A 23022-nucleotide genomic window follows, 5' to 3' on the forward strand; every position below is an offset into this window, starting at 1 on the left:
TAGTCATTTATTTTTTTTGTAGAATAATAAAATCATGTGCATATCGATTTTTTTCATCGATGCTGCCTGGGTTTGAAGAAATTTTATCCCATTCATTTTCATCAATCACGGGAAAGAAAGTATCACCTTCAAAGGTTTCATGAATTTCCGTTATATACAGGCGGTCGGTAACAGGAAGGATTTCCTTGAAGATTTCGGCTCCGCCAATCACGAAGACTTCCTCATCACTATTATCTGCAAACGTTTTGATTTGTGTAATATCATGTAATACTACGCAACCTTCCGCTTTAAAATCCTGATTGCGGGTAACGATGACATTTTCACGGCCAGGCAGTACCCTGCCGATTGATTCAAATGTTTTTCTGCCCATGACGATTGGATGCCCCATCGTCACCTTTTTAAAATACTGCAAATCGGCCGGTAGATGCCATGGCAGTTTATTGTCTTCCCCGATCACACGATTTTGATCCATGGCCACTATCAACGATATCATATGCTAACCTCTCCTTTTATATGGGGATGGGCTTCGTAATTTTCCAAAACGAAATCCTCGAAGCTAAAATCAAAGATATTTTTCACTTCCGGATTTATTTTCATGATTGGCAATGGTTTCGGATCACGAGTCAACTGCAGTTCCACTTGTTCAAGGTGGTTAGAGTAGATGTGGACATCCCCAAAAGTATGTACAAATTCGCCAACTTCCAAATCACACACCTGCGCGATCATCATCGTTAGGAGCGCATACGAAGCAATATTAAAAGGAACACCTAAAAAGACGTCCGCTGAACGTTGATATAGCTGGCACGAAAGCTTGCCATCAGCCACATAGAATTGAAAGAAAGCATGGCAAGGCGGCAATGCCATTTCGTCCAGTTCCCCAACATTCCAAGCACTCACTATCAACCTTCTTGAATTGGGATTCGTTTTGATTTGTTCGATCAATTCACTGATCTGGTCGATTTGCCGTCCATCAGCCGCTCCCCAAGAACGCCATTGATGACCATAAACCGGACCTAATTCTCCCTTCTCATCAGCCCATTCATTCCATATGCGTACGGAATTTTCCTGAAGGTAGCCAACATTTGTATCACCCTTCAAAAACCATAATAGTTCATGGATAATCGCTTTTAAACTAATCTTTTTCGTTGTAAGGACAGGGAACCCATCTTTTAAATTAAATCTCATTTGATATCCGAAGGTACTGATCGTCCCTGTTCCCGTACGGTCACCTTTTTGAGTGCCATTCTCGAGTACATGCTTACATAAATCTAAATATTGCTTCATGATAAACCACCTTTTCTACTTTCATTCTCCTTATTTTAACGTATTATAGCCCAATGTTTAATCTAATTGTTTAATAAAATTATAAGTCTCGGGTGCTTTTTTTCTAAGTAATTGATTTTGTTCGAAGTTTACATAAAACATCGCAAACGTTTCTGCAAAGTATTCTTCAGGATAATTGGAAAAATACGACTGTCCAGGAAACAGTCCTCCCACTTCCTTGCCCCAAATCTTCAAATAATCCATGTCTTCACGGATACCATCATAAACTATATTATCAATGGAATGCCCTAGCTCATGCAGTTCCAAATTAATGGAGCCATGCCCGTTACCCTTGTCACTTGCTCCGATTTTAACCAATACGGTATGAGACCCCCCCATCCCAGGTACATCATCCCAAGTTGTTTCTTTATTCAAATAACCACGGGGGGATTTTCCCTTTAATTTAGCCGCAGATTGATTTTCTGTTAAATTACCATTAAATAGTTTGACCCTCACACCTCTGTCAGCAGTCTTCACTAAAAGGGAATGCGGCAGTTTGTCAATGGTTCCAACAATTTTCAGTGCTTCCTTTTCATTGTATTCCCCTTCTGGAAATAAAAATATTCTTTGTAATTCTTTATTATCATTAAAAATATCTGCTTGACTTAAAAGGTTATCTTTGGGCAAATTCCGCCATTTTACCCCTTCATCCTTTGCTAGGGAATAGGAGAGCATCGAGAGGAAAAAGGCAAATAATGCAAGAACGGTTAACCATTTTTTACTTTTCACAATCTTCTCTCCTTTCAATCATTTCTCATTATCGTCAAGAAATATATGTATTTTTAAATCTATAAATCTTCAACACTATTATATTAGTATAACATATTGATTTAATGTAAAAACTCTATGTTTTTTTGGTAATTTTGGTTCCAGCCCTTCCTTAAAAGAACCATTGTTCCGCTCTTTTCATATATCAACAGTATATAATCGTAAAAGGTTTAAGGTGATTGCATGGAAACCAATAATAAAAACGCCAGCTTGAATGAGCACCGTGAACTTGCTGAAGAAGTCCTTGATATTTACAGTTTAAAAGTGTTCATCATTCTCGACCTTTTTTTGTTCTCCATTTTCTTTGGCATATTGCTGCATCCGTTACTCCCTTCTCTCTGGCTTAACATTTTATTGCCTTTGATTTTCTTCACTACATTTACCGCCCTTCTTCAATTACTTGATATTCTCCAAAAAAGCTGACATCATATTTGATGTCAGCACAGACTGTATGCATCTCGATGAAAATCGAGTTTGCCTACAGTTTTTTTATGGGTGTACAATTTAGACGTTGAATTCCGCTCAAGGCACTCGCTTTCCGCGGGCGGTCCGGGAGCCTCCTCGGCGCCTTTGCGCCTGCGGGGTCTCCCCTGGACGCGCTTTTCCCGCAGGAGTCTCGCACCTTCTGCTCCAATCAACTTTGTTTTAACTTTTAGATAGAACTCTTTTGTCTACTAACTGAAGCACCGTTCTTCAAACTGTGCTCTTCCTCATATTTATCTTTATTAACTAATTGTACTAAAGCTCACCGTTAGTTATATAAACATCCATTAATTTTTCGAACGATTTTCAGTAAAAAGTGTAATTGAAAAGGTAAAAATCTTTCCCTACTAAAAAAGGGAAAGATGATGAAAATTATTTTTTTATATAATGAAGCATAGCAAGTTGACCTAATTTTTCCACTTTGGTTAATGTGTATTTTAGGGTAATATCATCTCCGATATAAAGGGAGATTCCTTTCCCCAAAATAATGGGTGCAATGGCTAGTTGGAATTCATCAATTAAATTTTCTTTAAAAAATTCACGAGCTAAGTTTCCTCCACCAATTAACCATATATCTTTACCAGGCTTTTGTTTTACATTTTTAATGAAAGTTTTGACATCTTCATCAATAAATGAAGCATATTCATCTGATCCACTAACAGATTTAGAAAATACATAATTTTTATAATCACAATAAGGATAATCCATATCAAATCCACGAATGACATCATAAGTTCCTTTTCCCATAACAACAGTGTCAATTCTTTCCAGAAGTGAATTGTAGCCAGAATCTCCTTCTACTTCTGTTGATTCTAACCACTCTAATGTACCATCATCATTTGCAATATAGCCATCAATTGAAGTACCAATGTATAAAATAGTGTTACGCTGTTTTTCCATCAACCAACTGATCCCCCTCCCTCGGAACATAAACTTGATATTTCATCATATAAACCATCTTGTAATTCCATTGATACTTCCTCAGGTAAGATACCACTCTTTACAAGGTTAATTCTTCACTAAATTTAATTCTCCTTCTTTCACTAACCTCCGTCGTTAGTTGAAGAGGAAAAAGGAATTCCATTGATAAAACAATGAGCTATTTTTTTTGAAGAATTTTATATAAATGGAGACTAATCGTTTATAAATTATACCTTCCCAAGAATACACCTTATCGGAAATTTTTAAACGCTGAGCAGGGGTTTCTTTTGTTTCACCTGACTAAAATGGTTTGCAGAAGTTATAATATGTTCTAAGTATTGTAATAGGGCCGCGAGGTCGGACCGCCCGCGGAAAGCGAGTGTCCCTACTTTCCAACCAACTTCAGATATCCGCTCCCTTTCCGCCGACTGTCTGCCAATCCCCCTCGCCGTAAGCATTTAGCGGGGGGCTCGGCATGAGTGTCGCATTTATCTTCAATCTAGTAAGGGTTTCATCCCCCATATAAAACAGTAAAAAACATGATAAAAACTCGAGGCTTAAAGTAGTGAAAAATCACCGCATTCTTATTCGCATAACCCCAAAAAAACATGGCATGCGGTTGGACGACTTTAAAGGACTTTAAAATGGACATGGAAAGATCAAGGAATGGTAAAAGTCGAAATTTGAGAGGTCTAATTAAGAGAATAACAAAAAAAGTCGAAAGGGGTTTGGGATGATAACGTTCCGAATTCTTTTGTCAACAAAAAGCTGACATCATTTTTGTGTCAGCTTTTTACATAGTGCTCAACCATGTTCTTTGAGCTTTTTCCCTTTCTTCAAATGAAATACGATCGTGGTGCCGAAAATTATCAAGATAAAGGCAAAAAAGATCGTAGGAGGGATTTCGATCCCTGCAACGGCAATTAGCATTTTTATAGCAATGAACCCGATAAGCACATATGCGGCAGTTTCCAATTCAGGAACCTTGTCTATCAATTTTAAAAATAAACCTGCTACTCCCCGCATCATCAAGACACCAATCATCCCGCCGGTCAGAAGGACCCAGACTTTTTCACTCACCCCGAAAGCGGCCAAGACACTATCGACGGAAAATGCTATATCCATCAATTCCACTGCCGCAACCGTTCCCCATAATGTACCAAACATACGGATCAGTATGCTGTTTTTACTCATTCCCCGGATATCTTCATCGGTCCCCGCTTGTTTTTTCCTTTTATCCCGAAAGTATTTAAACGAGAGCCAACCAAGATAGGCTGCTCCAATCACCTTCACCCACCAAAGCTTAATGAGGAAAATACCGATTCCAATCGCTATAAACCTAAAAGCGTAAGCACCTAATAATCCATAAAAAAGTGCTTTTTTCCGTTGTTTTTCCGGAAGATGCCTGACCATTACAGCTAATACCAAAGCGTTATCCGCCGATAGTAATCCTTCCATTAATACAAGCGTTCCTATCAATCCCCAGCTCACAGGGTCGGATAAAACCTCCACCCACATATGCCAATCAAAAAATTGAGCATATGTTTGAATGATGTTATTTAACAACTCTGACATGATAAAAACTCCCCTGCTACTATTACAGCAAAATTAGAAAACCATTTAAAATAACATTCTTCCCTGTAATGATAAAAACTCTACTATGTTTTAAACACAAAATAAATACGTTGCATGACAACGTATCATTTAATGCCTATTAGAAATTTCATTTTCATCATACGCTTACACTTAATTAAAATCAACGAAACCATATACACTATGAGAGCCTTTGTTTACTCGTCCACTCTGGCGGCGTATTTTTATCCCAATATATTTTCCCTATATCATAATGGGAGGCAAATGAATCATGGTAGGTATGATAGTGAAAATTGAACCAATATCCATCCAGTGGAGGATTTTCCTGCCTTACATGGAATCTGATGATATCCTTGCCGCTATAAGAATCATAAATATGAAAAATTTTCTCGGCCCTGCCAGCACTCGGCTGCTCAGTAATGGTTAATTGCTGTAATTTTTCATCTGGAAATTGGGCAGCCATTTCTGTAATGGCTTCTTCCATTTTTGGTAATATTACCATTTTGAACTGATCGCCTATTTTAGGATTGATCTTATCGCCAAATTTCATAAATGCGTTTTCCTCTGCTTTATTGAATATGCCCGATAAAAATTCTTCCCGGTTGAATTCCTCTTCAGGTTCAGTCGGTTTCTGTGAAGAAAGATAGGCTAACCCTTCTTCATCCACCAACCCTTTTTTAGTATCCTTTAACGAATCGGCTTCAGCAAGCCACGCCAGATCTGAAGGAGTGACAAGACCAAACGTTAAAACGGATACTAAAATGACCAGACTTTTCCTGAACCAAACCGCTGCTTTCAAATCACACTCCCCCTCCTTTTTTGTATTATCATTATATTTAGTATACTTTTATTTTTTAGTAATTACGAATATATAGTTACCCATGTTTCAAAAATCAAAAAAAAGGATAAATACCTATATAAACTTTATGAACCCGAACTTTTTCACTAAATATCAACAATTCTACAATTAAATGAAGGATTTTGACGATATTTGGAGAACTTAATTAGATTCAAGTCTTTTTAAGGAGGGGTCTTATATGGCTTTGACTACGACTGCCATGGTGGCTTTATGTCTTGTAACATTAGCATTTTTCGTATATTTAGCATTTGCTGATTAAGAATAAATAAATACCTACGAAAAATCTCCTTGTCATTTATACACAATGACAAGGTTTTCTTTTCACATAATCACATAAAGCCTTACCTTCTGGCAGATAAAAGGACTGAATACTGGAGGAATCATTATGGAAAACACCAATGAACACACTAAAGATAAAGATTACATGAGGGAAACAGCTACAGGGAACGCCGGAATGGTCGTTACCGCTCATCCCGTAGCCACTTCCATTGGGGAAAAAATATTACGTGAAGGTGGAAATGCTGTCGATGCGGCGGTCGCCATCCAATTTGCCCTGAATATTGTAGAACCCATGATGACTGGAATCGGCGGAAGTGGTTTCCTTATGGTATATAACGCTAAAGATAAGAAAACAAAAATATTCGATGGCCATGTTAGAGCACCTAAAGCAGCGCATCGAGACATGTTTCTTGATGAAAAAGGGGAAGTCATCCCATTTAAAGAACGCTCGATCAAAGCTACAGCGGTTGGAATTCCTGGAATACTGAAAGCTATGGATGAAGCACTCTCCGAATATGGAAGCAAGCCTTTAGCTGACCTCATCGAGCCATCCATTGAATTTGCAGAAAAAGGAGTTCCCGTCAATTGGGTCCTTTGCGATGCTCTTAAAAATTTTGAATATCGATTGGGAGAGGAAGCCCGTAAGTTCTTCATGCCAAACGGAAAACCCTATCAAGATGGCGAATTGCTGATAAAAGAAAATTTGGCGAATACCTATCGGATATTGCAATGTGAAGGCGTTTCCGCATTTTATGATGGTGAAATCGGAGAGGGCATCATTTCCTGTATACAGGAATTGGGAGGGTTCATGGAGCTTTCTGATTTACAGGATTATAAAGCAACGATTGATGAACCAATGTATGGGACTTATAAGGATTATCGAATTGCATCATCCATGGCCCCAAGTGCAGGCGGATTCACGGTCATTCAAATCCTGAAAATATTGGAGAGCTTCCAAATCGAACAATATGACGTCCGTTCTTGGGAAAAATATTACTTGATTGCAGAAGCGATGCGTCTTGCATTTACAGATAAAAAGGCATTTCTCGCTGATCCCGAATTTGCCGAATTGCCATTAGCGGGTCTACTGCATGATGAATATATAGCCAAACGCCGCTCATTCATTAATTTCAATGCAAGGAATAACGCCATTGACTTCGGAAACCCTTGGATATATGATTCCGTGAAACAAAGGGAAGTCATTCCGCAACCAAATGACGAAGATGTCAGTGAAACGACACACTTCACGGTCCGTGACAGATGGGGTAATATTGCAGCTTGCACTTCTACAGTTGAACATCCATTCGGCTCAGGCATCATGGTTTCCGACTATGGTTTCATGCTAAATAATGAACTGACTGATTTCGATTCCATTCCTGGGGGCATGAATGAAGTGCAGCCTAATAAACGCCCTGTCAGCTGCAAAAGCCCGACCATCATCTTTAAAGACGGCGAGCCGATTTTGACGCTAGGATCACCTGGAGGACCAACCATCATCAGTTCGGTCGTCCAAACGATCATCAATGTACTCGATTTAAAAATGGACTTGAAAGCAGCCATTGAAGAACCTAGAATTTTCACACCAATGGGCCCCCATATTGAATGGGAAGCAGGAATGGATATGACCAGCAAAGGTCACTTGGAAGGAATGGGCTTTGCCTTTAATGAAGTTCCCCATTCTATAGGGAATGTTCAAGCCATTCAAATTAATCCTGATGGTTCGAACTATGGTGCTGCCGATTCAAGCAGGGAAGGTTGTGCAATGGGATTAGACGAGACAGATTATAAATCCTGATCAAGAATGGAAATGAAGCCAAAATGAAATTTGGATGTTTTTCTCTTTAATACCTCAAATCCAAATTCCTCAAAGCGGGAGCTGCGAAAATGGTCTTTCAACACGACTCTCTTTCGCGCAACCCGCTTGGCTTCTTTCATTATTTCCATCGATAAATCCTTATCTTCCGCAAAATGAGTCAACCCCTTGATTCCATTCGATTCCTGAATCGTTTCCTCAAACATGGGATCGAAATATACGACATCAACATGATCATCCGGCAATGCTTTCAATATATCGTAATGATCCGCTTGAATGACCTCTATTCGTCTCATCGCTTGTATCATCTTTTCCTCTGCATTCTCCCAGGTCTTCATCCCATGTTCCACGAGCATGGCCAAATATTGATTTCCCTCCAATGCAACAACCTGTCCATGTTCACCAACTGCGAAACTTGCGACAATCGCATCAGAGCCCAAGCCCAATGTACAATCAAGCACAGAATCCCCCTCATTTATATCTCCGGCAATGAGAAATGGATCACTTTCACCAAGAATTAATCGTTTTATTCTTATCATTGCAAGGTTCGGGTGAAAAAAGAATGGTTCTTTTTCTTGGTACCGATATAACTCCATCCGCTTTTTACCAAAAACGAGGCAATCATCTTCATCATGTTCCGATTGGATATCTCTCACCGATCGTTTTCTTCGGGCAATATAGGGAATATGTAATTCTTCAGCTAACCTTTCGGCTAATATCATCGTTTCTTTATCGACTCTTCCTACTGTAGTGACAAACATGAATCCTCCCCCTCCATACTCTATTAAATTTGAAAAGAATGCCCTGTTTCCAGGACATTCTACTTCATCACTTATTCACTTGACTGAATGCTGCCAATAAATTTTCCATAATGGCTTCCATTGGCTGTCCTTCTATATCATGGCGCGGAATGAAATGTAAGACCTCTTTGCCCTTTAGGAGAGCCATTGATGGTGAAGAAGGTTCTATTCCATCGAAGTATTCCCGCATTTTAGCTGTCGCTTCCTTATCTTGACCGGCAAATACAGTTACCAGATGATCAGGCTTATTGTCTGCTTGAAGTACGGCTTGAGTAGCAGCTGGACGGGCTAACCCGGCAGCACAACCACAAACTGAATTCACAACCACAAGTGTCGTACCTTCTACGGAATCCATAAAGTTTTCAACCGCTTCGGCTGATTCCAACTCCTCAAAACCTGCTTGCACCAGTTCCGCACGCATTGGTTTTACCATTTGTTTCATATATTCATCATATGCCATCGACATAAAAAAACCCCCTTGGTTAAAATTCTTCAATTATTTTAATCATACTATATTCTTAAGTGCTTATGCAAAAATGACGCTTAGAGCGTTGTATATTCGTCCTTCCAACATAATGGGGCATAGTCAAAAAAGATTCATTTTCGCTGCAAAAAAAACATGGTGACAGAATCCGTTTCATTCTGCCACCATATTTTAGTATTTCCTTTAATTAAACTTTCATCACTCCGCCTGAGCTGGCATTCGTCACAAGTTTGGAATAACGTGCTAAATAGCCTGTTCTAACTTTTGATTCGAAGCCTTTCCAATTTGCTTTGCGCTTTTCGAATTCTTCATCGGAAATTTCCAATTCGATTTTACGATTTTCCAAATCCAACTCGATGATATCTCCATCTTCCACAAAGGCGATTGGGCCTCCCTCAGCTGCTTCGGGGGATATATGGCCAATGCTGATGCCTCGAGATGCGCCTGAAAAGCGGCCATCAGTAATCAAACCGACTTTGGCTCCAAGTCCCCTTCCGACGATTTGGGAAGTCGGTGCCAACATTTCCGGCATACCCGGGCCTCCTTTAGGTCCTTCGTAACGAATGACCACTACATTCCCTTCCTTAACTTTTCCAGTAATGATTCCGGAAAGTGCATCTTCCTGGGAATCGAAACAAATCGCAGGACCCCTGTGGTAGCCACCAACTGATTCGTCAACGGCACCCACTTTTATGATGGAGCCTTGAGGTGCAAGGTTACCGAACAATACCGCCAGCCCTCCACGCTCAGAATGCGGATTATCTAACGGATGGATAACATCCTTGTCCAAAATTTCACAACCGGCAACATTTTCGCGGAGCGTTTTACCTGAAACGGAAAGGCAGTCTCCGTTAAAGGCACCTGGTTTTTTGAGTAACTCATTAATGACGGCACTTACACCACCAGCATTATGTACATCTTCAATATGATAATCGGATGCCGGTGCAATTTTTGCTAGATGCGGTACGCGGTTAGCTATTTCATTTATGCGTTCCATTGGATATTCAAAACCTGCTTCATGTGCCAATGCAAGTGTATGCAGTACAGTGTTAGTTGAACCGCCCATCGCCATATCCAATGCAAATGCGTTATCAATTGCATCAATCGTCACGATATCACGAGGCTTGATATCCAGTTTGATTATCTCCATCAATTGTTTAGCGGATTTCTTGACGAATTCTTTACGTTCTTCTGCTACCGCCAAAATCGTTCCATTTCCCGGAAGCGCAAGTCCTAAGCCTTCTGCCAAACAGTTCATGGAGTTTGCAGTGAACATTCCTGAACAAGAACCACAAGTAGGGCATGCAACTTGCTCGATTTCCTGTAAATCTTCTGCATTGATATTACCTGCTTGATAAGCGCCCACCCCTTCAAAAACGGATGTTAATGAAAGAGACTTACCGTTTTTGTCTTTGCCTGCCTTCATCGGTCCGCCACTTACGAATATTGTAGGAATATTGACGCGAAGAGCTGCCATCATCATTCCCGGCGTTATCTTGTCACAGTTCGGAATGCAAACCATACCGTCAAACCAATGTGCAGATACAACAGTTTCCACGGAATCCGCGATGATTTCACGGCTTGGCAAAGAATAGCGCATACCAATATGACCCATCGCAATTCCATCGTCTACCCCGATCGTATTAAATTCGAAAGGCACACCGCCTGCTTCCCGAATCGCTTCCTTCACTATTTTTCCGAATTCCTGAAGATGGACATGACCTGGAACGATATCGATGTATGAATTACAAACCGCGATAAACGGTTTACCGAAATCTTCTTCTTTAACCCCTGCTGCCCGCAACAGGCTTCTATGTGGAGCTCGATCGACCCCTTTTGTAATCATGTCACTTCTCATATTTGATGTAGACATTTGTTGTACCCCCAATTTCCACTAAATGTTTAATGATTCAATATAATATAATTTTTAGTATACTCTAAAAATTCTAACATATTTACATTCAAATGCAACCATTCAACACTAAATATCTACAAAAATCATTTTACTAAAATAATAGAGAACAGATTTATATCTTAAAAAACTTCTATATTTCGAAAAATTGGCCATTTTAAATGTTTTGGGGTTCGACCTGAGGGAACTCAAAAATAAAAAGGCATGCGGATTAAATCATCCGCATGCCTTTTGCCTGGGTTATTCCAAATCACTTGTCATTCGTTTGCCTTGATTCTGTCATTTGCTTCCAAACCGAACCTTTCGCTTCTTCCCCATTTTCAATACGATCAATGGCCATCTTGACCTGAAGGGCCACTTCGAATTCAGGATCCTGTTCCGCTTGCTTTAGATAAGGGAGGGTCGTTTCATTTCCCGCTTCGTATAAAAACATCGCCGCCCTCCACCTTACCAACTTATTTTTATCTGAAAGTGATTGTGACATTTCCCCCATCGCTTCTTCAAACCCTAGATCGGATAAACAGTCACCAGCCGTACGTCTTACGGCTGCACTTTTATCTTTCAAAGCTTTGTACAAGCTCGGAAGCACTTTTCTATCTTCGATCATACCCAAGTATACAACCGCGAGCCTTCGAATGGAGACTTTACTGTCGGAGAGTGCCATGTCCAATACTGGAATATCATCCACTGTTGGATCTTCCATTTGTTCTAAAGCCTGATATCGCTTTTCCCAGCTTTCGTCATTCAGCATTTCTGCAGTCAGTTTAATTTTTGGCCGTTTAAAGAATGTTTCTTTTGTATCCACCATTTCTTTAGCAGCAGCTACTAGCCGATTAATTCGTTCTTCCGGATATGCTGCAATCAGCTCATCCGATACTTCCTTCACGATATCTTCCATATCACCATACCTTACGCCATAATCCTTCCATTTTCGAAGCAGGACTACATTATCATCTTCTTTTTGGGCAGCGGCAATGCCCTTTATGAAATATTCCGGTAAGGCAAAACGTTTCTCGTGTTGGCTATCACTTGCTTTAATTTGCATCGGAATGCCTTTGAATTGTTGAATGGCAACGGCTACTTCACCGTAATGTTCATTTAAAACCGTTTGTTGACTTTGTTCTTCGGTTTTTTCCCCGAAGACCTGACGGATTTGGACCAAGATATCTTTCCAATCATATTTCGCATTGCGCTCAACCGCTAAGAAATCCGCAACATGATATACCCCTTTCACCCCATCAATCATAAATAAATCTTTAATCAGCTGCGGTGCCTGTTCAGCTTGATCCTTCTTATAGTTATTACTTTTACCTGCTAATAACTCTTCAGTTAAATTGATTTTCATTGTATTCGGACTTGGTGTAGGTTCTATTGATTTAATTTTCAATCCATTTCTCTCCTTTTACAAGACGTTTCCATGTACTAGATATTATCACAACGGCAACAGATTCTCATGCAATTGAGATTGGCTAAAAAAAGACCGGTCCAAGTTTGCTCCCTTGGACCAGTCCCCCGCTCATTCCTCTTCCAATTTTTCCGCTAAATACGTCCATCTTTCCAAAAAATGCTCTAATTTATCCGTTAGTTCCTTTTCTTCTTCAAGCAGCAGGCGGACTTTTTCAAAATCACTTCCCGCTGCTGACATTTCTGACGTGATGTCTTTCAGACGCAGCTCGACCCGTTCCATGTTCCCTTCTATCTCTTCCCATTCCTTACTTTCCGCATAGGTTAGTTTTTTCTTTTTCTTTTCCGTGCGGTTAATCTGAGGTTCTGGTGTTTTCACTGGTACGGCCTCTTCCGTCTTTTCTTCCAAGAACTCCGAGTAATTACCGTAATAGAAATCAATTTCACCTTTATTCTTGAAAACAAGAAGCTGATGGCACGTTTTATCCAAGAAATACCTATCATGTGATACGGTAATGACTACACCTGAAAACGTTTCTAAATAATCCTCCAGAACGGTCAAGGTTTGCGTGTCCAAATCATTCGTCGGTTCATCCAAAAGCAGGACATTAGGCGCCGACATTAATATGTTAAGGAGATATAAACGCCTTTTCTCCCCACCGGAAAGCTTGCGAATTGGCGTCCCATGCGATCCCATTGGAAACAGGAACCTTTCAAGCATCTGCGCAGCCGAAATGAAACTACCATCTTTAAGGGCGATTGAATCCGCCGTTTCGCGAATATACTCTATCATGCGCAAATTCTCATCCATATCGACGCTTTCTTGCGTATAGTAGCCTATTTTCACGGTTTGCCCTTTTTCCAGGATTCCTTCATCTATAGATTCCCGTCCCGCCAGGATATTTAACAAGGTTGACTTACCACTGCCATTATTACCAACGATCCCAATTCGATCACCTGGTTTGAAGAGGAAGGAAAAATGGTTGATGATGGTTTGATCCCCGAAAGATTTAGTTACATCCTGCATCTCCAGTACCTTTTTCCCAAGACGGGCACCGCTTAATTCCATTTCCAGGTTCTCGGTTTTCTGCTTATCCTTTACACCAGATTCCAATGTTTCGAAGCGTTGGATCCTGGCCTTTTGTTTCGTTGTCCGGGCCTTTGCACCTTTTCGGATCCAGGCCAGTTCTTTTTTGAATAGACTTTCTTTTTTCGTTCTTTCGGTCGATTCGTTCTCTTCACGAATGGCCCTTGATTCTAAATAGTCAGCATAGTTCCCTTTGTATTCAAAAAGCTGCGTTTGGGCAATTTCCCAAATCTTATTGGAAACCCGATCAAGGAAATAACGATCATGGGTTACGAATAAGACGGACTTTTGATATTTCCCCAAATATTCTTCAAGCCATGTAATGCTTTCGAAATCGAGATGGTTCGTAGGCTCATCCAAAATCAGTAAATCAGGGGTCTCAATCAAGGTTTTTGCCAGGGCCGCACGTTTTTTTTGGCCACCTGACAGTTCCCCCAATTTCCTTGAGTGATCGGGAAGGCCCAGCTTGGTCAGTATCGTTCTGGCATTGGCACTTGTATCCCAGGCGCCATGCGTGTCCATATCCTGTTGCTGTTTTAACAAACGGTCCTGTATTGCACTATTCTGTGGATCTACCTGGAGTTGGACGAGCGTCTTTTCATACTCCTTGATCAATGAAAATACAGGAGTTGAGCTTTCGTACATATATTCCATGATCGTCAATTTCTCATCAAAATGCGGATCTTGGGATAGATAGGAAATCGTGTAATCATTCGGATGATCCTTCGTTCCTAAATCACTGTCTTCCAATCCTGCAATGATATTCAATAATGTTGATTTACCGGTGCCGTTTATGCCAACGATCCCGATTTTTTCCCCTTCGGTAATGGAAAAAGATACATCTTTAAATAGAAGTTTTTCCCCTTGGGTTTTCATTACATGTTCCATGCTAAAAACTTTCATAATCGTACATCCCATTCCTTTTTAAATTCCTCTAAAAATCTAACCATATATTCATGCCTTTCACTTGCAATCCTCTTGGCTGTGCAAGTATTGAGCATATCTTGCAAACGTAATAATTTTTCATAAAAGTGATGAACGGAAGAGCTTTTACCCGTCCTGTATTCCTTCTTTGTCATGTTTTCCCTGATGGGCAGTGAAGGATCAAACATAAGTTGTCCCTTTTTTCCTCCAAATGCAAATGTCCTGGCTATCCCAATGGCACCAATTGCATCCAAGCGGTCCGCGTCCTGAACAATTTCAGCCTCGATGGAAGGAAGCTTCAACTGCCCGGAACTATATGAAATTGTGTTGATGATTTGTTTAATGGCATCCACACTATCAATATCCAACTTCAGTTCCTGAAACCAAAGATCCAGCTTTCCCCATCCCTCATCAGCTTCCTGGTTTAGTTTATCATCAGGGATATCATGAAGCAGGGCCGCCAATTCAATGATGAACTCATTCCCTTTTCCTTCTTCTTTTGCAATATGTAAAGCCAGCTTACGGACCCGATCGATATGGAACCAATCATGGCCGCTGGCATCAGAATTCAATTGGTCGTATACATACTTCTCCGTTAAATCTATCATCGTTTGTTTCATTTCACCACTCCATGTCCTTTCTATTTTACCATGGTTCTCAATAATGTTGTGCTTTAATCTTCATTGAACCAACTGAGTCCAATCGTCTGTTCACCAGTATGTACCCCTATTGCACTACCGAGCGGAGATACATGGGTCAACACATGAGGAAATTCTTCGGAAATCATCTTTTTCCATCTATGTGCCTGCTCCGAAACAGCACCATATAATATGGTGCATTCTTTTACTTTTCCTGCTTCGACTGACCTGCGAAAATCAGTGAAGATCTGTTTTTCCGCCTTTTTAAGGTTCCGAGGTTTAGATTTGGTATGAAGCACACCATTTTCGATTGAAATGATGGGTTTAAAGCTCAATAGGCTTCCTAGAATAAACTGTGCGTTTGTTAACCTGCCGCTGCGATGCAGCTGATCTAAAGAACCTATTAATACATACGTTTCATGATTCTCCGCATATATTCTCGTTTTTGCGAAAGCCTCATTGATGGAATCGCCATTATCAATATAATGCATGAGCCGTTTCAAGATTAATAGCATCGGAAAGGAAATAAGTAAAGTATCGAACACGTCAACGGGGATCGTAACCATTTGTGCAGCTTGCCTGCTCGCGGAAACGGTCCCGCTCAATTCACTTGAAAGGTGTACGGCTATGATTCGATCATAGCGTTTTTCAAGCTCCTTATATAACTCTTGGAATCTGCCGACCGAGGGCTGTGATGTAGTCGCATTCATCTTATCCTCACTCATTCTTCGGTATAATTCCTCAGGTGATAGGTCGACGCCATCTTCATATTCCTTCCCATCGATGATGACGACCATCGGAACGACGTAAACATTCTCATTCAATGCTAATTCTTCGTCTAAAGTTCCCGTACTATCCGTTACCCATGCAATTCGTTCCATGGTTTCCCCCCTCATTTGTGTGTCTTCTATTATATTCAACATCCCAACCATCTGTCCCCCTCTAAAAATGGATCCATGCAATAAATATCTTACCTAAAAAAAACGAGCCCAACAGAAACTGCAGCATCCGTTGGACTCGATATCATTCTTCATAATAATTTTTTTAAATCCTCTTCCATTTCCAGGGGTTTTGTTTTAGGTGCATACCGACTGACGATATTTCCATCACGATCAATCAAGAACTTTGTGAAATTCCATTTTATCGATTTGGACCCCATCACTCCAGGAGCATTTTCAGTCAGATAACTGAATAAGGGATGGGCTTCCTTTCCATTGACATTCACTTTTGCAAACATCGGGAATGTTACACCATGATTCAATTTACAGTAAGAATCGATTTCCAGGTCATCACCAGGCTCCTGTTTCAAAAACTGATTACACGGAAAACCAAGCACGGCTAAACCATCCTCTTTATACTGTACATACAGGCTTTGCAAATCATCATACTGTGGTGAAAAACCGCATTTGCTTGCCGTATTCACGATAATCATCACTTTCCCTCTATATTCTTCAAGCGAGATGGTTTCGCCATTGATTTTATTAACTTCAAATTCGTAAATGGACATGTATGATCGCTCCCTTTTGTATGATGATGTCATTTTACCGTATTGAAAGGTACGTTTACCAACTTTTATCCTTTTCCGATCATCCCTGAATCTTCACCGCTTTTATGGATTGTATCAAATACTCTACCATGTCTTCCAAATCATCCATTTGCTCCTCTTTTACAAGCCTGCCAAATGAAACTTTAAATAAAGATGAATGAACGGGTTGCACCTTTTTACTGACCGTTAAGCTTGTCGTCACTGTAATGATTCTCTGATCTCCCCAAATTTTTCCCAGGTCGTTCAAGAATTGTTCAGCATTCACTTCATTAAGCTTTTGGGGAAAAGAAATGAAAATATCGACCGTGCAACCGGAATGCGTATCATCAATGGTGGAATCGAGTAACTCTGCACTTAGATTCTGGAGTGAAGCGTGTATCTCGATGGCACCGCTAATCGAAATGGGCGCCATGGGTTCTTTCAATTCCATCTCGATCTTATATGATCTGGACATGGTTGACAGATTCACCATATCATCACGGTTTATGACCAATATGTCTCCAATGAAGTCACGATCATAGACAGCTCCTTCCAGTACCACTTTCATGTTCTCAAATGCTGTAGGATCAAACAATCTCCATACACCTCTCCAACTTCATAAGTTTATGTATTCATGATCTTCCCATTTTACCATTCGCGAGCCATTTCCTTCGAGATTTACAAGAAATTATTAAAATTGCTTTTCTATTCAATAATTTTCTATATAATAAAAATATTATGATTTTTGGAGAAGGAGGCTAATCATGCCAATCAGAATTCCGGAACAACTGCCAGCTAGGGAAATTTTAGAACAGGAAAATATTTTCGTTATGGATGAGGAAAGAGCTACCAATCAGGAAATCCGTCCATTGAATATATTAATTTTAAACCTTATGCCAGAAAAAGAGAAAACAGAGGCTCAGTTACTGCGCTTTCTTGGCAATACTCCCATTCAAGTAAACATATCATTCCTGCGCCTAAGCACACATGAATCAAAAAACACGAGTAAATTTCATTTAGACCAATTTTATAAATCATTTACTGATATTCGCACAAAGAAATATGACGGCTTGATCATTACAGGCGCCCCAGTCGAAAAACTGGAATTTTCAGACGTTAATTATTGGGAAGAACTGCAGAATATCATGAATTGGTCAACCGAAAATGTAACATCCACCCTACATATCTGTTGGGGAGCCCAAGCAGCCCTGTACCATCATTACGGAATAGGCAAACACGAACTGCCAGAGAAATGCTTCGGCATATATACTCATGAGGTACTTGAACCAAATGAAAATCTAGTCCGCGGATTCGATGATTATTTTATGGCCCCTCATTCGCGCCATACGGATATTGACTATCAAAAATTAGTTAACCATCCAGAATTGAAGGTTCTGGCACAGTCCGATCAAGCTGGGGTATTGATGGCTGCTTCTGTTGATGGAAAAAGAATTATGGTTACCGGCCATTTCGAGTATGATGCCGATACCCTCGGTGAAGAATACAAACGCGATAGGGAGCGTGGGATCAATACGCAACTCCCTGAAAATTACTTTCCTGATAACGATCCCACCAAGGTACCCCTTCACCGCTGGAAGAGCCATTGCAGCCTGATGTTCTCGAATTGGCTGAACTATTATGTCTACCAATCAACCCCATATGAGTGGGATTGAAAGGGTAAGAAAAAAGAAGCTTTCTATTTAACTAAATAGTTTTTTTTGGCAGCCACTTTCGAATATCATGGGAAACAACCTGAGTTTCTGACTCAGGCTGTTTGTTTCATGATTCCTTATTACCGAAATATACTTCTTCAAAAGGTTGGACGACAACAAAACCTTGGCCTTCGAATTTCATTTGAACGGATTCGCCGCTTCCCCTTCCAAAAAACGACTTTAATGAAACATCCGTTACGAATTCAGGCTGCAATTCCCCTGACCATGCAACTGTTGCATTTGGGTCCGTATAGACTGGATTCCCTGGTTCCACCATTAAAGTAAGTGGCTCATAATGGGATGTGAATGCGACCATTCCTCTCCCCTCGAGCCTTACATTGAATAATCCCCCCGCCAATAACCCGGCAATGCGGCGCATCATTTTTATATCCCATTGAATACCCGGCTCAAAGGCAAGTAAATCATTACCGTTAACACAGATCGATTCACCATTTAACTGTAAAATTGAAATCTTCTTCCCTTGATCAGCGACGTATAGCTTGCCGCTTCCGGTCGCTTTCATCAAGGATGCACCCTCACCCGTCAAGGCTTTTTTGAAAAGTTTACCAAGACCATGCTCCAAGATGCCTTCCCGCTCGAATTTAATATGGCCGCGATAAGAAACCATCGTCCCCATTTTTGCCCATATCTGCTGTTCCAGATTAATTTCCAGAATTCGTTCCGTTTCAAGTTCAAATAAGCCTTGTCCTTTATCCTGCTGTTTCGTCTTTTCAACGAATTGATCGATTTGATACTTCTCCATCACATATCCACCTCTTTTTGAAGGAGGAACAGCCACATGAACGATACAGCTTGCTTTAATTCCTTTGAAAAATGTCCCAGTTTTGTATAGTCCACCCCTCTCTTCGCGACGCCTGTATCAGCCACCGCCTTCCATCCCGTTTCTGTTGCCATTCTTTCAAATTCCCAAGGCTGCATTGTATTCATGATGACTTTATCTCCTAACAACCGTTGAAAACTAAAGTTTTTTCGTGGTTCAGCTGTCGGACCAAGTATTCCAAAACAGACATAACCCCCAGGCTTTATTACCCGTTGGATTTCCTTCAACACCGTTAATGGTTCACCCGTATATTCCAGAGAATTAATGACCATTGCCGCATCCATTTCTTCATCCTTGAATGGAAGATTATAAAAATCTCCTTGAAGGAAAGAAAGTTCAGGTTGTTGAGAGGTTTTACCCTTTGCAAATTCAATCATCACATTGGATAAATCAACTCCAGTTACTTCAAATCCCGCTTCGGCCAATTTTAAAGATCCAACTCCATCACCACAGCCTATGTCAGCCACCTTCACTCCCGAAGGTACATATTCAGAAAAGAAAGGAATAATGTTTTTCCGGCTCCCCGTTTCCCACATTTCTTGCGAATTCTTCACCCACATAGGTGCAAAAACATCCCATTCCTTTTCCGACTCTTTATGCCAAGTATGTAAATTCATCAGACATTCCCCCTCTCATTTAACCCCTAATTATCTAAGTACCTGAAATATTCATGGCCATTACAATCCCGGCCCCGTTCACCAAGACAATAAGTTTTATCGAATCAAATACTGGGGCTACATTATAGCTATTCTGCTTTCACTTTAAAAATCCTTTTTTCAAAATACTTTTGCACTTTCCCTCACTTGTAACCGTATGTGTAAAATGAAGAACGACCAGGTCAAATAAAAAAAAACTGCCAGCGGCAGCTTATTTTGCATTTTCTTCATTTCTTTTTTGTATCTTTCGTAAATCCTCGACACGGTCAGGAGATTCCTCAAAGAATTCAACCAGGTCTCCAATCCTATCGATGGCATTCCAACTAAGGTGGTGTTCAATCCCCTCAACATCATGATAAATATTTTCTTCCTTGACCCCTATCAACCTTAGCATCTGTTCTAAAAGTTCATGACGGTATACGAGCCTTTTACCAACTTTTTTCCCATTTGCAGTTAAAACGAGACCACGGTACTTTTCATATATCAAATATTTTTCCTGATCCAGTTTTTGAACCATTTTTGTAACAGAAGATGGGTGGACGGAAAGATTTTCGGCTATATCGGAAACTCTTGCATATCCTTTTTCTTCAATAAGTAAATAAATTTGTTCTATGTAATCCTCCATGCTCGGTGTAGGCATTCGGAATCCTCCCATTCAAACGCATATCTAAAAATTTTACTATATTAACGGCCCCGAAACAAGAAGATATCGTCTCAGGGCGCCTTTAAATGATGTTTCTTCTCAAGTTTGGTTGACGTTTTGTTCTGTCGGGAATGTAAAACTGATCTTTTTTTCAGAGTCGGACCAGGATAATATGGCATCAAAAGTCTTTTCTCCTTTTTTAAAACCACTTATCAAATCCGTTTCACCGTTCGCCAACAGCTTTTTTATATTTGCTTGACTGATTTTCTTATTTAGGATTTTTTTGGAGATAGTAAAATTACACTTGGTTTTTTGATAACTTACACATCCATAGAATTCCCCTTTATCGACAATCTTAGAACCGCATAGCTTACAGCTGCCCACAGATGCTGAGCTTTTCCTTTTAGGGCCGCTCCGTTGAATCGACTCGGTATCCAGCCCTTGAAAATCCCAGCTTTCCGATGATTCCACGGCATCACTGATTATTTTTGCTGACATCTTCTTAACAGCTTCCATAAAGCCGCCGGCTGAAGCCTTCCCTTCACCAATTTCCCTTAAACGCTGTTCCCATTTGGCCGTCATTTCAGGTGAAGCCAGGATTTTCTCCCCGATGGCAGTAATCAGCACTTTCCCTTTATCTGTCGCAAACACCTGATTTTTTTTGACATCAATGTATTTACGATCTTTCAGCATGGTAATGATGCCAGCTCGAGTCGCTTCCGTTCCGAGGCCCTCGGTTTTCATCAGCACCTTTTCTAGCTCCTCATTATCCAGATGCTTTCCGGCAGTTTTCATCAATGTGATCAACTGACCTTCTGTATAGCGCTTGGGAGGCTGTGTTTTTCCTTCTTTCACCTTTATATTGGCGACCTTTCCGGTATCCCCTTTTGAAACGGACGGCAAAATGATATCATCATCATCCTTGTCATTTTGGAAAATCACTTTGCGCCATCCCTCTTGGATCTGTTGCTTGCCTTTTGAAATGAATTCGGCACGCTTATCGACAAGCGTTATAATGGTGGTGTAATCGAAAATGGCTTTCTCATAATGAGCCGCAATCAACCGGCGTACCACCAAGTCATAAATATTCCGTTCTTCAGCGGAAAGCCGCTTTGGGTCGGTTACCTGCTCCGTCGGAATAATTGCATAGTGATCAGTCACTTTTTTTTCATTTACAAACCGTTTATTATTCATGATGTTCGGTTGTGGCAAAGGAAACAGGGATTCATATTCTGAAAATCCACTTAGTTTTTGCAATATATCGGGAAATGTTTCGGCTTCCCCCTCCGTAACATAATTGGAATCTGAACGTGGATAAGAAACGATCCCTTTTTGATATAAACTTTGTACAATATCGAGAGTCTGTTTCGGTGAATATTTATATATCTTGTTTACTGTAGCCTGCAATGACGATAGATTAAATAGCAAAGGTGGCTGAAATTCTTTTCTTTCTGTGTCCATCTCTGCAATTTCTGCTTCTTTACCCTTGCAAAAAGCGGCAATTTTATCAGCAAGTTCTTTTGTCTTGATTCTCGGATCATTGTTCTGCTGCCATTTCCCCTGATACTTCTTACCATCCATCTTGAAGTCAGCGAACACTTCCCAGAACGGTTCAGACTTGAATTGCTCAATTTCCATTTCCCGCTTCACTATCAAAGCGAGAGTAGGTGTCTGAACCCTACCAGCTGAAAACACATCCGAAACGCCCCTTTGTTTCAATAAAATACTATACGCTCTCGATGCATTCATTCCCACAACCCAATCCGCACAAGCTCTCGTATACGCTTCATAATAGAGCGGCCTGGTTTTTTCCTCGCTCTTCAGATTTTGGAATCCCTCATAAATCGCTTTTGGGGTCAAAGAGGAAATCCATAAACGTTTCATCGGCTTATTGACATTGCATAGATTGACGATATTGCGTACAATCAATTCTCCTTCACGCCCGGCATCACCTGCATGAATGATTTCATCGACATCCGGTTTCCTAAGCAATGTCTTCACAACATTGAATTGCTTTGCCTTTTGCCGGGTCACTTCATATTGAAATTTCTCCGGAATCATCGGCAACGTTTCCATCGACCATTTCTTCCATTTTGAATGATAGGTTTCAGGGGAAACGAGTTGACATAAATGCCCGACGGCCCAAGTTACATAAGCTCCATCGGGAAAAAGTTCATTCGGCATGATTTCTATATAGCCTTGCTGTTTCTTCGTTTTAAATTGAGCTACTAACGTTGAACCTTGATCTGGTTTCTCCGCAATGATTAGCTTCATGATCATCTTCACCTAATCCGTTACAAAATATCTTTCCCTATCATTATACCTTAATTATTACAATCGGCTAGATATGACTTCGT

Annotated in this window: 22 protein-coding genes; 3 read left to right on the forward strand and 19 right to left on the reverse strand. The window is 40.4% G+C overall.

The window, feature by feature from the left end; translation table 11 throughout:
• Positions 1-7: 7 nt before the first annotated feature.
• From ABIE66_RS15950 to ABIE66_RS15960, 3 genes are read right to left on the reverse strand one after another with little or no spacing between them, the layout of a single operon-like run.
• Positions 8-493: a dihydrofolate reductase gene (locus tag ABIE66_RS15950; RefSeq protein WP_370015440.1), complete on the reverse strand. Its 486-nt coding sequence runs from the start codon at positions 491-493 to the stop codon at positions 8-10.
• Positions 490-1284: a thymidylate synthase gene (locus ABIE66_RS15955; RefSeq protein WP_370015441.1), complete on the reverse strand. Its 795-nt coding sequence runs from the start codon at positions 1282-1284 to the stop codon at positions 490-492. Before ABIE66_RS15955 ends, ABIE66_RS15950 begins: the two co-directional genes overlap by 4 nt.
• Before the next feature lie 57 nt (positions 1285-1341).
• Entirely contained in the window at positions 1342-2052 is a 711-nt protein-coding gene (locus ABIE66_RS15960) for an anthrax toxin lethal factor-related metalloendopeptidase (protein ID WP_289325427.1), read from the reverse strand.
• Positions 2053-2274: 222 nt separating this feature from the next.
• Here ABIE66_RS15960 and ABIE66_RS15965 point away from each other — a divergent pair, with 222 nt between their 5' ends.
• Positions 2275-2514, forward strand: a complete 240-nt coding sequence (locus tag ABIE66_RS15965; RefSeq protein WP_370015442.1) for a hypothetical protein — start codon at positions 2275-2277, stop codon at positions 2512-2514.
• Between the two features lie 432 nt (positions 2515-2946).
• Here ABIE66_RS15965 and ABIE66_RS15970 read toward each other — a convergent pair whose 3' ends face one another.
• From ABIE66_RS15970 to ABIE66_RS15980, 3 genes are all read right to left on the reverse strand, one after another.
• On the reverse strand, positions 2947-3474 hold the full coding sequence (locus ABIE66_RS15970; protein WP_370015443.1) for a dihydrofolate reductase family protein: 528 nt from the start codon (positions 3472-3474) through the stop codon (positions 2947-2949).
• 825 nt (positions 3475-4299) lie between these two features.
• Entirely contained in the window at positions 4300-5070 is a 771-nt protein-coding gene (locus tag ABIE66_RS15975) for a TerC family protein (protein WP_370015444.1), read from the reverse strand.
• 199 nt (positions 5071-5269) lie between these two features.
• Positions 5270-5887, reverse strand: coding sequence for a YpjP family protein (locus ABIE66_RS15980; protein ID WP_370015445.1), 618 nt, complete (start codon positions 5885-5887; stop codon positions 5270-5272).
• Positions 5888-6332: 445 nt separating this feature from the next.
• Here ABIE66_RS15980 and ggt point away from each other — a divergent pair, with 445 nt between their 5' ends.
• Positions 6333-8021, forward strand: a complete 1689-nt coding sequence (gene ggt / locus ABIE66_RS15985; RefSeq protein ID WP_370015446.1) for a gamma-glutamyltransferase — start codon at positions 6333-6335, stop codon at positions 8019-8021.
• Here the strand turns inward: ggt and ABIE66_RS15990 are convergent.
• The 9 genes from ABIE66_RS15990 to ABIE66_RS16030 form a co-directional block, all read right to left on the reverse strand.
• A complete protein-coding gene (locus ABIE66_RS15990; RefSeq protein WP_370015447.1) occupies positions 8009-8800 on the reverse strand; it encodes a class I SAM-dependent methyltransferase in 792 nt (263 codons plus the stop codon). The two genes, ggt and ABIE66_RS15990, sit on opposite strands and share 13 nt — an antisense overlap.
• Before the next feature lie 67 nt (positions 8801-8867).
• On the reverse strand, positions 8868-9305 hold the full coding sequence (locus ABIE66_RS15995) for a BrxA/BrxB family bacilliredoxin (RefSeq protein WP_370015449.1): 438 nt from the start codon (positions 9303-9305) through the stop codon (positions 8868-8870).
• Positions 9306-9510: 205 nt separating this feature from the next.
• Complete coding sequence (gene ilvD, locus ABIE66_RS16000; protein ID WP_370015450.1) at positions 9511-11196, reverse strand: dihydroxy-acid dehydratase; 1686 nt, start codon at positions 11194-11196, stop codon at positions 9511-9513.
• A gap of 289 nt (positions 11197-11485) precedes the next feature.
• The gene (locus tag ABIE66_RS16005; RefSeq protein ID WP_370015452.1) at positions 11486-12622 is read right to left on the reverse strand and encodes a conserved virulence factor C family protein; all 1137 of its coding nucleotides are present in this window, start codon (positions 12620-12622) and stop codon (positions 11486-11488) included.
• 129 nt (positions 12623-12751) lie between these two features.
• The gene (locus ABIE66_RS16010; protein WP_370015453.1) at positions 12752-14629 is read right to left on the reverse strand and encodes an ABC-F family ATP-binding cassette domain-containing protein; all 1878 of its coding nucleotides are present in this window, start codon (positions 14627-14629) and stop codon (positions 12752-12754) included.
• Positions 14626-15270: an HD domain-containing protein gene (locus tag ABIE66_RS16015; RefSeq protein WP_289325438.1), complete on the reverse strand. Its 645-nt coding sequence runs from the start codon at positions 15268-15270 to the stop codon at positions 14626-14628. The genes ABIE66_RS16010 and ABIE66_RS16015 overlap by 4 nt, the downstream gene beginning before the upstream one ends.
• 53 nt (positions 15271-15323) lie before the next feature.
• Positions 15324-16169, reverse strand: coding sequence for a DegV family protein (locus ABIE66_RS16020; protein WP_370015455.1), 846 nt, complete (start codon positions 16167-16169; stop codon positions 15324-15326).
• Between the two features lie 149 nt (positions 16170-16318).
• Positions 16319-16795: a glutathione peroxidase gene (locus ABIE66_RS16025; protein WP_289325440.1), complete on the reverse strand. Its 477-nt coding sequence runs from the start codon at positions 16793-16795 to the stop codon at positions 16319-16321.
• A 79-nt stretch (positions 16796-16874) separates the two neighbouring features.
• The gene (locus ABIE66_RS16030) at positions 16875-17408 is read right to left on the reverse strand and encodes a hypothetical protein (RefSeq protein ID WP_370015457.1); all 534 of its coding nucleotides are present in this window, start codon (positions 17406-17408) and stop codon (positions 16875-16877) included.
• 169 nt (positions 17409-17577) lie between these two features.
• On the opposite strand from ABIE66_RS16030, the gene metA reads away from it, so the two are divergent.
• Positions 17578-18486: a homoserine O-acetyltransferase MetA gene (gene metA / locus ABIE66_RS16035; RefSeq protein ID WP_370015458.1), complete on the forward strand. Its 909-nt coding sequence runs from the start codon at positions 17578-17580 to the stop codon at positions 18484-18486.
• Between the two features lie 106 nt (positions 18487-18592).
• Here metA and ABIE66_RS16040 read toward each other — a convergent pair whose 3' ends face one another.
• The 4 genes from ABIE66_RS16040 to ABIE66_RS16055 all read right to left on the reverse strand — a co-directional run bounded on the left by ABIE66_RS16040 (position 18593) and on the right by ABIE66_RS16055 (position 22939).
• Positions 18593-19288, reverse strand: coding sequence for an AIM24 family protein (locus tag ABIE66_RS16040; protein ID WP_289325443.1), 696 nt, complete (start codon positions 19286-19288; stop codon positions 18593-18595).
• The gene (locus tag ABIE66_RS16045) at positions 19288-19983 is read right to left on the reverse strand and encodes a class I SAM-dependent methyltransferase (RefSeq protein ID WP_289325444.1); all 696 of its coding nucleotides are present in this window, start codon (positions 19981-19983) and stop codon (positions 19288-19290) included. Before ABIE66_RS16045 ends, ABIE66_RS16040 begins: the two co-directional genes overlap by 1 nt.
• 250 nt (positions 19984-20233) lie before the next feature.
• Complete coding sequence (gene mntR / locus ABIE66_RS16050) at positions 20234-20662, reverse strand: transcriptional regulator MntR (RefSeq protein ID WP_289325445.1); 429 nt, start codon at positions 20660-20662, stop codon at positions 20234-20236.
• A gap of 102 nt (positions 20663-20764) precedes the next feature.
• Positions 20765-22939 carry a DNA topoisomerase III gene (locus tag ABIE66_RS16055; protein ID WP_370017059.1) on the reverse strand — a complete coding sequence of 725 codons (2175 nt, stop codon included), beginning with the start codon at positions 22937-22939 and terminating at the stop codon, positions 20765-20767.
• Positions 22940-23022: the final 83 nt, after the last annotated feature.

Origin of the sequence: Peribacillus sp. B2I2, assembly GCF_041261685.1 — a bacterium.
Lineage (GTDB): Bacteria > Bacillota > Bacilli > Bacillales > DSM-1321 > Peribacillus.